The 13938-nt window shown below is 35.1% G+C and carries 13 protein-coding genes; 7 read left to right on the top strand and 6 right to left on the bottom strand.

Translation table 11 applies throughout. From position 1 onward, the window contains the following. The first annotated feature begins 661 nt into the window (after nt 1–661). Nucleotides 662–1771 carry an endonuclease/exonuclease/phosphatase family protein gene (locus IRZ80_RS09880; protein WP_194641401.1) on the top strand — a complete coding sequence of 370 codons (1110 nt, stop codon included), beginning with the start codon at nt 662–664 and terminating at the stop codon, nt 1769–1771. A 66-nt stretch (nt 1772–1837) separates the two neighbouring features. Here the strand turns inward: IRZ80_RS09880 and IRZ80_RS09875 are convergent, their stop codons facing one another. Continuing rightward, nucleotides 1838–2788, bottom strand: a complete 951-nt coding sequence (locus tag IRZ80_RS09875) for an MBL fold metallo-hydrolase (RefSeq protein ID WP_194641400.1) — start codon at nt 2786–2788, stop codon at nt 1838–1840. A gap of 261 nt (nt 2789–3049) precedes the next feature. Between IRZ80_RS09875 and IRZ80_RS09870 the strand changes: the two genes are divergently transcribed. Beyond that, complete coding sequence (locus IRZ80_RS09870; protein ID WP_194641399.1) at nt 3050–4603, top strand: aldehyde dehydrogenase family protein; 1554 nt, start codon at nt 3050–3052, stop codon at nt 4601–4603. 72 nt (nt 4604–4675) lie between these two features. Here IRZ80_RS09870 and IRZ80_RS09865 read toward each other — a convergent pair whose 3' ends face one another. The 5 genes from IRZ80_RS09865 to IRZ80_RS09845 all read right to left on the bottom strand — a co-directional run bounded on the left by IRZ80_RS09865 (nt 4676) and on the right by IRZ80_RS09845 (nt 8530). Next, on the bottom strand, nt 4676–5188 hold the full coding sequence (locus IRZ80_RS09865) for a DUF6646 family protein (RefSeq protein ID WP_194641398.1): 513 nt from the start codon (nt 5186–5188) through the stop codon (nt 4676–4678). Nucleotides 5189–5233: 45 nt separating this feature from the next. Next, a complete protein-coding gene (locus IRZ80_RS09860) occupies nt 5234–5965 on the bottom strand; it encodes a metallophosphoesterase (protein ID WP_194641397.1) in 732 nt (243 codons plus the stop codon). 320 nt (nt 5966–6285) lie between these two features. After that, nucleotides 6286–6444, bottom strand: a complete 159-nt coding sequence (locus tag IRZ80_RS09855; protein ID WP_194641396.1) for a hypothetical protein — start codon at nt 6442–6444, stop codon at nt 6286–6288. Continuing rightward, complete coding sequence (locus IRZ80_RS09850) at nt 6431–7570, bottom strand: ATP-binding protein (RefSeq protein ID WP_194641395.1); 1140 nt, start codon at nt 7568–7570, stop codon at nt 6431–6433. The genes IRZ80_RS09855 and IRZ80_RS09850 overlap by 14 nt, the downstream gene beginning before the upstream one ends. 87 nt (nt 7571–7657) lie before the next feature. Next, nucleotides 7658–8530, bottom strand: a complete 873-nt coding sequence (locus IRZ80_RS09845) for an aldo/keto reductase family oxidoreductase (protein ID WP_194641394.1) — start codon at nt 8528–8530, stop codon at nt 7658–7660. 223 nt (nt 8531–8753) lie between these two features. On the opposite strand from IRZ80_RS09845, the gene IRZ80_RS09840 reads away from it, so the two are divergent. The 5 genes from IRZ80_RS09840 (at nt 8754) to IRZ80_RS09820 (ending at nt 13881) form a co-directional block, all read left to right on the top strand. Further along, complete coding sequence (locus IRZ80_RS09840) at nt 8754–9758, top strand: AAA family ATPase (RefSeq protein WP_194641393.1); 1005 nt, start codon at nt 8754–8756, stop codon at nt 9756–9758. A 68-nt stretch (nt 9759–9826) separates the two neighbouring features. Beyond that, nucleotides 9827–10690 (top strand): DUF58 domain-containing protein, encoded by an 864-nt coding sequence (locus IRZ80_RS09835; protein ID WP_194641392.1) that lies wholly within the window; start codon nt 9827–9829, stop codon nt 10688–10690. A 106-nt stretch (nt 10691–10796) separates the two neighbouring features. Further along, complete coding sequence (locus IRZ80_RS09830) at nt 10797–11156, top strand: four helix bundle protein (protein WP_194641391.1); 360 nt, start codon at nt 10797–10799, stop codon at nt 11154–11156. Nucleotides 11157–11251: 95 nt separating this feature from the next. Further along, nucleotides 11252–12880 (top strand): hypothetical protein, encoded by a 1629-nt coding sequence (locus IRZ80_RS09825; protein ID WP_194641390.1) that lies wholly within the window; start codon nt 11252–11254, stop codon nt 12878–12880. Beyond that, nucleotides 12880–13881: a vWA domain-containing protein gene (locus IRZ80_RS09820; protein WP_194641389.1), complete on the top strand. Its 1002-nt coding sequence runs from the start codon at nt 12880–12882 to the stop codon at nt 13879–13881. The genes IRZ80_RS09825 and IRZ80_RS09820 overlap by 1 nt, the downstream gene beginning before the upstream one ends. Nucleotides 13882–13938 lie beyond the last annotated feature (57 nt).

Raw genomic sequence — 13938 nt, 5'->3', positions numbered from 1 at the left:
CTGATTTTTTGGTTGTATACTAAAAATATTATGTATAAAACTTATGTTTTTTTCAATACATTTTTAAAAAAAAACAACAAATTTATCGATTTAAATCCGTTCAATCCGTGTCATCTGTGGCCTATTAAAAGATGTGTCCACACGGTAGACTCTAATCGGGGCTAAATGACAGCATTTGCTTCGCCTGTTCGCTATTGCTCGGGTGTGCTTTTAGCCATTATCCGAAAAAGTAAAATCCGCCCCAAAGTAATATTGACCAAAGCAAATATAGGCATTTCTGAAATTAGGCCACAAATTTCACAAATTAACACAAATTATAGTTTGATATGTTTGGACTGCTTTTTTTAAAACATTGTTGAATTTGTTAATTCATCAAAATAAAAACAGGAATTCAAATTTTAACGAATAAGCAATTTGTGCTAATTTGTGTAATTTGTGGCAAAAATTTTCCACTCAAGCAATAAGAGAATAGACATTTTAGGGATTTTTCACTAGAGTTTGTCGCAATGATACAAAGAAATCCGATTTAATCTTTGCGTCTTCGTGTCTATTTGTGTGTGAAATATGGCTTAACTTAAAGACCTTTCGAGAACAAATAGTAAAAATAGATCCATTGTTTTTATTTGTAATCAAATTACTATATTTACAAAAATCTATAGCAATGCAAAAAAACTTTTTTTGTCTCATTTTGTTTCTTCTTTTTTCAAAAAACAGCGCACAAACCAAAGCTTTTGTGATACATACCGTGGCATTTTATAATTTTGAAAACTGTTATGATACCATCAACGATCCAATCATCAATGACGAGGATTGGACGCCTGCAGGAACCCAGCATTGGGACACCAAAAAATACCGTCAAAAACTTGAAAACTTAGCCAGAGTTTTATCCGAAATAGGAACTTCTGAAAACCCAAATTCTCCCACATTCATTGGCGGAGCCGAAATCGAAAATCAAACCGTCCTTGAAGATTTGATCAAACAGCCCAAACTCATTGACAAAGACTACGGAATCATCCATTTTGATTCCCCCGACAAAAGAGGAATAGACGTTGCTTTACTCTACCAAAAGAAACAGTTTCAGCCAACGAGTTATGTCAATATTCCGCTGTATATGTACAAAAATGAACAGCCACATAAAGAGGCTCAAAAAGAAGAAACTCCAGAAGATTTTGAAACCGAAGATGTAATTCAGGTCAGTGCCAAGAATCACCGAATTTACACCAGAGACCAATTATTAGTAACCGGTTTTCTGAACGGAGAGGAGATTCATATTATTGTCAATCATTGGCCGTCTCGCTCAGGAGGCGAGAAAAAATCAAGCCCCTATCGGGAAATGGCCGGAGCTTTGAATCGAAAAATTATAGATTCGCTACAACAGATTAATCCCGATGCAAAAGTGATAACCATGGGCGATTTAAATGACAGCCCGTTTAATAACAGCGTTAAAAAAGGACTTGGAGCCAAAGGAAAAATAAGGGAAGTCCAGCCATTTGACATTTACAATCCTTTTGAAGAAATGGCGAACAAAGGATTAGGAACAATTGCTTTTCGGGATGCCTGGGATATTTTTGACCAAGTGATGGTTTCCCAATCGCTGCTTCAAAAAGATTATAAAACTTTCCAATATTGGAAAGCCGGAATTTACAATAAACCTTTTTTAATCCAAAAAAACGGCAAATACAAAGGTTATCCGTTACGGCATTCCCTCACCGAAATTGGTTTTAGTGATCATTTTCCGGTTTATATTTATTTGATACGGGAGAAAAAGTAAAGCTTTAACCGCAAAGAGACCTAACAGATTTTTAAAACCTGTTAGGTCTAATGCATAAATTCAAATCTACAATTCAAATTTTCTCCCCTGTTCCGGAAAAACCAAATCAACGCCTAGAGCGTTTTCTTTCTTCAATTGTTCCTTAATCTTCTGAATATTTTTTGTGGGCGGTTTTCTATGCGTGATGATGATTTTTAAATCCTGCAGACTTCCTTTTCCGGCAAATTCCTCCAATTTGCTAAGTTCTTTCATTAAATGGTTGGGAGTTAAATGACCAAACAATGCAGTGTCTGGCTGTTCATTAGGAAACGAAACTTCAATAAAAATTCCTTTTAACTGTTTTTCTTTAATCAAAGGAGCAACGGCCTGCCATAATATCCGTAAATCATTGCTTTTTTCAATTTCATCTGGACCAGTGTCGCCTAAATACAGAACATAATTTTCTTGATATTTGATTAAAAAAGCACTGCTCTCAAAGGGATTTACATGACTTAAAGGAAATGTTTTTACAGTCATTTCAGTATTGGTTAATTGTATTTCTTCTCCAAGAGGAAGCGTTTGGAAATGATATTTTTTTATCTGAAAACCCACACCGTCATCACCAAAATTAGCCCAGGTTTCTCCATTAAAATAATGGTCTTTCATCATTTCCATGCATTTTTTGGCTGCATAAACGGTCTTGGAAGAATCAGCTGGGGAGTTGATAATCAAACCTGAAACATGGTCAAGATGTGCATGAGAAATTAAATAACCTTTGATATATTTTCGTAAAACTTCATCAGCCGAAACCGTGAATGCATTGTTTGAAATTGCTTTTTCAATCCCAGCGTTTATAGTTCCTGCATCGAGGCAGATAAAAGCATTGGTGTTTTTAGGGGCAACTAAATAGGCCGAAAGATTGGTTTCATCAAGACCGCCTTTAACCCCTAAGGGAACAATGTTAAATGCTGATTTTTGGGCAAATAGCTGTGTCGCTATCAAAAAGAAAAAAATACTGTATTTATTTATTGAAGCCATTGTCAAAAGTTTTATGTAACAAAATTAGTTTCTTCTTTTTTAATGAATGTGTTTTTTTGGATAAATCGGCAAGGAGCCCTAAAAAATGCCTTAATTTTGTTTTTAGACAATGACTAAGCAGGTTTTTAAAATACAAGTATAAGATCTAAATTATAGGAATAGTTTTTTTGAATAATTGTTTAATAATTCAGAAGTTTTGAAATTCATTGTAAAAGAATATCTTTACATAAAAATACAACAATTTTAACCAAAAAAGTTACAATGACAACAATGGCAGATCAGTTTGGGATGAAAGAGGCATTAGCGAAATTGGGTGTTAAAGCCATAAATGAAGGAACTTCAACGGGAAATAGTCATTTTTCAAGCGGAGAAATTCTAGAAAGTTTTTCTCCTGTGGATGGAAAATTAATTGCTTCCGTAAAAATGACATCTCCGTCTGATTACGAAAAAGTAATGCAGACTGCTACCGAAGCTTTCAAAACATTTCGATTAATGCCAGCACCGCAGCGCGGAGAAATTGTGCGTCAGTTTGGAGAGAAACTGCGTCAGAATAAAGAAGCTCTCGGTAAATTAGTTTCCTATGAAATGGGTAAATCTTTGCAGGAAGGTTACGGAGAAGTTCAGGAAATGATAGACATTTGTGATTTTGCTGTTGGACTTTCGCGCCAGCTGCACGGATTGACAATGCACTCGGAACGTCCTGGACACCGAATGTATGAGCAGTATCATCCGCTGGGAATTGTCGGAATCATTTCGGCTTTCAATTTTCCGGTTGCTGTTTGGTCTTGGAATACGGCTTTGGCGTGGATCTGCGGGGATGTCTGCGTTTGGAAACCATCCGAAAAAACACCTCTTTGCGGGATTGCCTGCCAGAATATTATTGCTGAGGTAATCCGGGAAAATAATCTTCCCGAGGGAATTTCATGTTTGATTAATGGAGATTATACAATAGGACAATTATTGACTGCAGATAAACGTGTGCCTTTGGTTTCGGCGACAGGTTCTACCCGAATGGGGAAAATCGTGGCACAAACTGTTGCGGGGCGTCTAGGGAAATCATTATTGGAGTTAGGAGGAAATAATGCCATTATCGTTACGCCGGATGCCGATATTAAGATGACCGTTATCGGAGCTGTTTTTGGGGCTGTGGGAACGGCTGGACAGCGCTGTACTTCAACCCGTCGTTTAATCATTCATGAAAGTATTTATGAAAAAGTAAAAGATGCTGTGGTTTCTGCTTACGGGCAGCTGCGTATCGGAAATCCATTGGATGAAAAAAATCATGTTGGACCGTTAATTGATGCACAAGCAGTTGAAATGTATAATAATGCATTGATTAAAGTTGTTGCCGAAGGAGGAAAAATTCTGGTTGAAGGAGGTGTACTTTCTGGCGAAGGTTATGAAAGCGGCTGTTATGTAAAACCAGCAATTGCCGAAGCACAAAATTCATTTGAAATTGTACAGCACGAAACTTTTGCACCTGTTTTATATCTGATTAAATATTCGGGAACTGTCGAAAATGCAATCGATATTCAAAACGGAGTGGCTCAAGGATTATCATCGGCAATTATGACAAACAATCTGCGTGAAGCGGAACAATTTCTGTCGGCTGTTGGATCAGACTGCGGAATTGCCAATGTGAACATAGGAACTTCGGGAGCTGAAATCGGCGGTGCTTTTGGCGGGGAAAAAGAAACCGGCGGCGGAAGAGAATCTGGTTCGGATGCATGGAAAATCTATATGCGCCGTCAGACCAATACAATCAATTATACTACGAACCTGCCATTGGCACAGGGAATAAAATTTGATTTGTAGTTAATTTTACCACATAAAAAAAGTGGCTTGTTTATCAAAAAACAAGCCACTTTTTTATTGGTATGTGAAAATTTAATCTAAATTAAACGAAGCACCTATGCTAAAGGCTGCCTGATTGTTTAAATGATCAAATACATCTTTATTGTCATTGTATTTTGCAATAGGGAAACTAAATTCAGTAAAAACACCAAAACCATCAGTAAAAAAGTAACGGCCTCCAATGTGGCCTCCAAAATTGCGTAATCCTAAGTTCAGACCAGGATAAATATCCAATTGTTCTGTTCCAATTACGCTGCTTAAATTGGCGTTGAATCGGAATTTTGCATCAAAACGATCTTGAAATTCTGGTTTTATGTTTTCACCATTGATACCGGAGAACTCATCTACTCCTAATAAATAAGAAGCCACAAATCCATAAGAGAAATTTTCGCCAAGACCAAAATCTGCAGACCCCTGAATTCCTGTGCCGCCATCCTGTATATTGGCTCCAATATTAATTTTTGCATCTCCTTTTCCCTTAAAAGCCTGTTGTGCATTGACTAAACCAAAAGATGCTGCGAATAACAGTGTAATAATTTTTTTCATTTGTTGAAAATATAAGTAGATAATTATTTTTTACAAATATAAGATTTAGATTCTATTTCGCCCTTTTTCTGTAGGATATAAAGCAGGTAAAAGTTCGCTTTGCCAAAACTCTTTTGTATCGACATCCAGAATTGTCAGCGGTCCTTTGAAAGCAGCACTGGTATCGATATTCCAGATATTTGCTTTTTGCACAGGAATTGTTTCTCCAATGCGGGAAACAGGTGTATGACCGATGTAGATTTCGCTGTATAATGTGAATCGTTTGGGATAATAAGGATTGTCGGGTTTCATTTTAGGATCTAATGCCAAAGCTGTTTCCCAAAGCGTTCTGTCCCAATAAAACAGCTTTGGAAAATATTCGTAATTTACACCATTCATGTTCGTAAAGCCTGCGTGTATGAACATTCGGTTTTGTTCATCTAAGTAATAATCTTTTAGCGATTCTAAAAAAAGGACATGCTTTTTTTTGGTTTCTTCATCTACATTTTCATAAGCCATAACGGTAGCTTCTCCGCCATGCTGATACCATTGTTCGTTGTCTTTATTATCCTTAAGCCATTCCCTTAAGAGCTCATCATGATTGCCGCGGATACAGATAACATCATGAGTTTTTTGTAATTCAATCAAAAAATTGATTACTTGCGGTGACTGGCTCCATCCGTCTACATAATCACCCAAAAAAATGAGTTTGTCTTCTGTGCTTACATTTGCTCTTTCCAGAATTTGATGCAGGGCTCTCAAACCTCCATGTATATCTCCTATTACTAATGTTCTCATATTCTCAATTTGTTCTTTTACAAAAATAGCAGAAAAGTAGAATCGATGGTTTTTTTTAAGGAGATAAAGCAGTTTATCAGTAAAAATGAAAATAGAATGTAAAGAGCTTGATTTTCAGACACAAAGTGATTTTAAAAACAATGTAAGAAATAAGCAGTAAATAAATTTAAGTTTTTATTAAGAATAAATCGGTCGAAAGGGCATTTATAACCGTTGAATTTCAATATGATAATGAACTAGGTATAGTAATTTTCAGTATTTTTGAAATCCAAAATATCATTATTTTTAGGGATTGTTTTGTATTAGGAATCATTGTAATTTTACTTAAAATTTTTCAAAATGAATGCACTTCTCACTTTCTTGCTTTTGATGACTAATTTTATCTGCCAAGTCATTGTTGATTTAGTTACTTGGGCAGCGGGGCTGTTCAGCTGATTAAAACTATCCGATGATGCAGTAATACAGTTATTGGACATCATACTTCATTTTTCTTAAAATTCGTAAAGCCTCTTTAAACGAAAGATATACTTGTGTAAAAGGTTTCAGCAATTCTTTGGAATCTATAAGCTTTTGTTTAGCATCTTCAAAATCATTGAGATAGCAGATCATAAAGGTGGAAGGCAGATGATTTAAATCCTTTTTTTCCCGCTCTGTCAGTTTAATATTTTTTTCGAGTTTATTTAGTAAAGCAATGTTCGAATTATAAACATGGAATAACATTTTTTTATCATATTGCGGCGGTTCAAAAAGTATTTTTCGGTCAATTTTATAATATCCGTTATCCTGAAAATGAATTGTCTGCTCTTCGAGAGGATAATAACTTGTCTTGTCATTCAAATCCAAAGGAACGTATTCAATAATCGTAAAACTGTCCTCATCATAAGTAATTTCAACTACATCCTGAGCTGAATAAAATAATTTAATCTGTTCGTTAATCAGCTCGATATCAACTCGGGACAAGTACGTTTTATTTTTGGATTTTTTGATAATTCCTGCCCAGCAGATAACGAATAATTCTTTGAAAACATAGTATTTTGGAGCCATGTCCTTATGGCGGTAATTCATAAAATCAATCACGCCGTCGAGTGTATATTTGATGCTGTTTCTAGAATTGTTTTCAATACCGATAACGGTTTCGGTATTCTGGAAGTTTTTTTCTACTTCACCCTCAACGGGCATTGTATTGCTTCCCTTTCGGATAAAAACAGTGTTGGCTGTAATTGTATGTATGCCTTTTTTGAAAAAAGAAGTTTTACTATTGGGTTTTATGGTAACCAAACCAATTACTTTGTCTTTTGGCAAATTAGGGAAAGGCACATTTTCATATTGAATTCTGGGCGGATTTTCAAGAAAAGCATTTACTAGATTCTGAATCCGGCTGTCGTCAAAAAAATCATCTCCTACAATCTGATTATTTTCATCTTCGACACCAACCACTATATATGAATTGTTTGTAGGATTAGAATTAGATAAAGCACAGATGTGTTTCAAGAATTTTGCTTTGCCTTCCCTGGTGTGTAAATTTAACTGTCTCTTTTTATCATAAAAACTGCTTTCATCATTGTGAGCAAGAAGATTTTTGATAAGAAGCCTTTTGTTAATCATTTGATTTATAATTACCGATTAGTTGCTAATGGTTTGATATATAGCAAAGTATTTTGAATTTGTAATCCTAATTTAAACCTAAAAACTTTAATTTACATCTTTTCCGGTACTCGCTTTCCAAAGAGAGAACCAGTCTTCCAGTTCCATTTCAATAGAGGCGGCCTGCATTAAATTGGTTAGCCTGTTTTTGTCGGAAGTGCCACAGACAGGCAAAATTCCGGCAGGATGTTTCAATATCCAGGACAATAAAATAATATCATTGGCGACCTCAAATTTCGAAGCTAATTCATCTGCAGTTTTTTGAATACGCTGTGACTGCTCATCGTCTTTTCTAAAAACAGTTCCTAAAGGCGACCAGCACATGGGAGTAATCCGATTGGTCTGCATGTGATCAAGACTTCCGTCGAGCATTGGTTCTAAATTGGTGATTGAAAATTCAATCTGATTGTAATTTATTTTGGTTTTTGTTTCAATCAAATTGCATTGGCTTGGCGTAAAATTAGATACGCCGAAATCGAGAATCTTTCCGGTTGTTTTTAACTTTTCGACAGCTTCGGCAATTTCGTCAGCCTGCATTAACGGACTTGGTCTATGTAACAGAAGCAGGTCTAAATAATCAGTCTGCAGATTTTTAAGCGACTGCTCTGCCGAGGCGATGATATAGTCTTTAGAATAGGAATAATGCTTAATTGTGTTATTTCTGTTTTCAGAAATCATCTGAATACCGCACTTCGAAATTAACTGAATGTCTTTACGGTTTATCCTGCTTTCGCTGAAAGCTTTTCCAAAATCTTTTTCGGTTGTATATCCTCCATAAATATCAGCATGATCGAAGGTCGAAATACCATTTTCGAGGCATGAGTTCATAAGACCTATCATTTGTTCCGTGCTGCAGTTTCTGCCCCAGATTCCCCATGTCATGGTACCGGCAATAATTTTTGAAAATGGAATTTTACTCATGGCTTACTTTTAATATCCCCTAATGATTATGGGGCTGGTTCTATGAAATTGAGTTTTATTTTTTATTGTTCTTAAAAATAGATAAAAGCAATCATAATTCGTCCTTAAAATTAGGGGATTCGCCGAAGTTTTAACCATTTTTTAACATCTTACTTCTAAAAAAAAATTCAATTTGCACCATCAAATAAAAGATGCCAAAAACAAGAGGCTTAAATATAATAATATGGAACAAAATTCAGCGACTTTAGACATTAGAGCAATCAATGAAAAAATCGAAAGAGAAAGTGCTTTTATAGACCTTCTCACAATGGAAATGAACAAAGTTATTGTGGGCCAGAAACATATGGTCGAAAGATTATTAATCGGACTTTTGGGACAAGGGCATATTTTATTGGAAGGGGTTCCTGGATTGGCGAAAACATTAGCCATAAATACACTTTCACAAGCTATTCAAGGTTCTTTCAGCAGAATCCAGTTTACGCCGGATTTATTACCTGCCGATGTTATAGGAACCATGATTTACAATATTAAAGCTAATGAGTTTTCTATAAAAAAAGGACCAATTTTTGCAAATTTCGTTCTTGCTGATGAGATTAACCGTGCTCCTGCCAAAGTACAGTCTGCTTTACTGGAGGCGATGCAGGAAAAACAGGTTACTATTGGCGATACTACTTTCAAATTAGATAAGCCGTTTTTAGTTTTGGCAACTCAAAACCCTATTGAGCAGGAAGGAACATACCAATTGCCTGAAGCGCAGGTGGATCGTTTTATGCTGAAAACTGTTATTGATTATCCAAAAATGGAAGATGAGCGTTTGGTAATCCGCCAGAATCTTAAAGGAAGTTATGAAAAAGTAAATCCTGTAGTTTCTGTTGAACAGATTTTAAGAGCTCAGGAAGCTGTCCGTGAGGTTTATATGGACGAAAAAATAGAGAAGTACATTCTGGATATTATTTTTGCTACTCGTTATCCGGAGAAATATAAATTAGCTGATTTAAAACCTTTAATCAGTTTTGGAGCATCGCCTCGTGGAAGTATTAATCTTGCTACAGCGGCAAAATGTTATGCTTTTATCAAACGACGCGGGTATGTAATTCCTGAAGATGTTCGTGCTGTTGTACATGATATTTTACGCCACAGAATTGGAGTTACTTATGAAGCTGAAGCCGAAAATATTACATCGGTTGACATCATCAATAAAATCATAAACGAAATTGAAGTTCCTTAGTAGCATTAAGCTATAAGCGTTAAGCTGTACGCCTAATGCCTAATGCCTAATGCCTAATGCCCAAAAAAATGGATACAAAAGAGCTTTTAAAAAAAGTACGTAAAATAGAAATCAAAACCAGAAGACTGAGCGATCATATCTTTTCGGGCGAGTACCATACATCGTTTAAGGGCCGGGGAATGACATTTAGTGAAGTTCGACAATATCAGTTTGGCGACGACATCCGTGCTATCGATTGGAATGTAACTGCCCGTTACAATGAAGCTCACGTTAAAGTTTTTGAAGAAGAAAGAGAATTGACCATGATGTTAATGGTTGATATTTCTGGTTCTGAAAGTTTTGGCTCTAAAAATCAGTTTAAAAAAGAAATTGTTACCGAGATTGCTGCTACAATGGCATTTTCGGCTACTCAGAACAATGATAAAATTGGATTGATTTTATTTTCAGATCAGATCGAATTGTACATTCCGCCAAAAAAAGGAAGATCGCACGTGCTGCGTATCATTCGTGAGCTGATAGAATTTGAGCCAAAAAGTTATAAAACAGATATTGCCCAGGCTTTGAAGTTTTTATCGGGTACCCAAAAAAAGAAAGCCATCGTGTTTGTCATTTCCGATTTCATGTCGGGTGAATATGAACATACTTTGAAAATAGCTTCAAAGAAACACGATATTACGGGTATTAGAGTGTATGACATCCGAGAAGAAAAAATACCAAATTTAGGTATTGTTCCTATGCTGGACGCAGAAACAGGCGAGACAAGACTGATTGATACAGGTTCGAAATCGGTGAGGATGAATTATGAGAAACATTACCATGATAATGTGAATTATTTCAAGGAGACTTTTAGCAAATCAGGTTCGGGTGTTGTAAATACTAGAGTTGATGAAAGCTATGTTACCAAATTATTAGGCTATTTTAAATCGAGGTAGGGATTTCAGATTGAAGATTAACGATTTTTGATTGCTGATTTTCTGAAATGAGATAAAGATTTTTGAATCATGAAAAATGATATATTAGGTAAACTAAATATATGTAATGAATAAACAAGAACTTGAAAACAGATTAATAGATTTTGCAGCTGCTATAATAATTTCGGCAAGTACTTTTAAAACAAGTTACGCAGGAAATCATTTAGGGGGACAAATAATTAGATCTGGGACTTCACCGGCATTAAATTATGGTGAAGCCCAAAGTGCAGAAAGTACTAAGGATTTTATTCATAAAATGGGTATTTGCTTAAAAGAATTAAGAGAAACGTTTGTGTGTTTAAAAATAGTTGAAAAAGCAAAGTTAAGTTCAGATTTAAATAATTTAATGATGGCAAAGACAGAAGTAAATGAATTGATTTCTATTTTCGTATCAAGTATAAAAACCGCAAAAACAAATTTGAAATAATATATTTTTTTGATTGAATAACAATTTTAGTTCAGAGAATAAATCTTAAATCAAGAATCGTTAATCTTTAATCAAAAATCAAATTTCCAAAATCAATGTTTAAAAAACTATTATTATTCTTACTCATTTCAACTTCTATTTTTGCCCAACAAAAAAAAGTAGAAACAAGTATCGATACCACAAAAAATAAAATTGGAGCAGAGTTTAAATTGACTTTAAAAACTTCTGTGGACACTTTGTCTAAAGTTGTTTTTCCAAAACTGAAAAACATTGGAGCGCTGGAAGTAATTCAGTCTTATCCAATTGATACTATCAAAAAAGACGACCGTTATGAACTAATTAAAAAATACGGTCTGACTCAATTTGATTCGGGGCGCTACACCATTCCGAGCATTAAAATCTTAATTAATAATAAAGAATTTTTGAGCGACTCCCTCAAAGTTGAGGTTGCCAATGTGCAGGTCGATACATTAAGACAAAAAATGTATGACATTAAGGAGATTGTAAAAGCCGAAGATTCGATAGGTGACTGGTGGAAATATCTTTTGGGAATTATATTAATCTTAGGAATTGGAGCTTTTGTTTATTGGTACACCAAAATCCGCCAGAAGAAGAAAATTGAAGAAGAAGTTTATAAAACGCCGATTGAAAAAGCAACAAGTTTACTTAATATATTAGAGAAGAAAGAACTTTGGCAGCATGGTGAAGTCAAAGAATACTATAGTGAACTGACTGATATTGCCAGAAATTATATTGAAGAAGCTATAGAAATTCCGGCAATGGAAAGCACTACTTCTGAGTTGATTGAAGGATTGAAAAAAGCTTCTTTAAAAAAGAAAATGAAGCTTTCGCAGGAAACTATAGAAAATTTATTTGCTGTTTTAAAACAAGCCGATTTAGTAAAATTTGCTAAGTCAATGCCTTTGGAATTTGAAATTACGGATGATAGAAATAAAATTCAAAAAGCGATTTTGACACTGGATGAAGCGATTCCGGTTGAGGTACCAATTGAGGAAGATACTATTTTGAATGAAGCTCAAAAGCAGAAACAGATTCAAATTTTGCTTAGAAAAAAGAGAAATCAGCGTATTGCAATATCAATTGGATCGGTTGTTTTCTTGCTTTTTGCAACTACAGCTTACTTTATTGCCACCAAGGGATTTGATTATGTAAAAGACAATATACTGGGACATCCAACCAAAGAACTGCTGGAAGGTGAATGGGTTAAAAGTGAGTATGGAAATCCAGGAGTTATTGTAGAAACTCCAAAAGTTTTGAAACGAATAGATTTGACAAAATCATTGCCAAAAGACGGTATGGCACTCATTAAAGAAATGCAGTCATTTGGATATGGCAGTCTGTCAGATAATTTTTATATTATGGTATCTACTATGAAATATAAAAAAGAAGGAGCATTGGATTTGTCAAAAGCTATTGAAAGTTCATTGAAAGTATTGGAAACTCAAGGAGCGCAAAATATGATTGTTAAAGAAGAAGATTTTCAGACAAATAAAGGAATAACAGGGAAAAAAGGATACGGAACTTTTTCTAGAATCGACGGCGAAAATCAATCAAGTTCCAAAATATATTATGAAATAGTGCTTTTTGGACAAGAAGGAGGATTACAGCAGCTGCTTATTCTTCATGAAGAAGGAGATAAATATGCAACGGAATTGACAGATCGTATAATGAATTCGGTTGAACTTAAATCAGCAGGTAACTAATGGAAAAAATAACCTTTTTAAATCCAGAATTTTTTTGGTTGTTTCTTCTAATGCCAGTTGCAATTGCCTGGCTATTTTGGAAAAGAAACCAGCAGACAGCGACCTTGAAAATGAGTTCGCTTCAAGGATTCAATGGATCAGAATCTTTATTAGCGAAATTAAAACCAGGGCTGGATATTTTAAGAATATTGGCATTGTCATTATTAATTGTTGCACTGGCCAGACCAAGAACGGTTGACATTAGTAATAGGACCAAAACCACAAAAGGAATTGATATTGTTGTGGCTGTTGACGTATCAGGAAGTATGCTTGCCAAAGATTTTAAGCCAAACAGAATGGAAGCGCTGAAAAGAGTTGCTTCGGTTTTTGTTGATGAAAGACCTAATGACAGAATCGGATTGGTAGTTTATGCTTCTGAAGCCTATACAAAATCGCCGGTAACAAGTGATAAAGCGGTTATTCAGCAGGCAATTCAAAGTATTAAATATGATAATGTCCTTCAGGACGGTACAGGTATCGGGATGGGATTGGCTACAGCCGTAAATCGTCTTAAAGACAGCAAAGCCAAAAGTAAAGTGGTTATTTTATTGACAGACGGAGTTAACAATGCGGGATTTATTGAACCCGAAACAGCTTCGGATATTGCACAGCAGTACGGTATAAAAGTATATACTATTGGTATTGGTACCAATGGAATGGCTGAATCACCTTATGCAATCGGTCCAAACGGACAGCTTCTTTTCCAAATGATGAAAGTAGAAATCGATGAGCAGTTAATGAAAAATATTGCTAAGAAAACAGGCGGTAAATATTTTAGAGCAACCAGCAATGATAAGTTAGCTGAAATATATAACGAAATCAATAAGCTTGAAACTACTGAAATCGAAGAATTGAAATTCTATGATTATGATGAAAAATTCAGACTTTTTGCTTTACTGTCAGGGCTTTTATTATTGATAGAAATAGGTTTGCGAAATACAGTTTATAGGAGTTTTATATAAAAAAGATTGATGAGTGAAGATTAACGATTTGTGATTTCTGATTTATTGCTGTCTGCA

The organism is Flavobacterium sp. HJJ (assembly GCF_015351475.1).
GTDB lineage: Bacteria > Bacteroidota > Bacteroidia > Flavobacteriales > Flavobacteriaceae > Flavobacterium > Flavobacterium marginilacus.
This window is presented reverse-complemented; position numbering and strand designations above follow the sequence as displayed.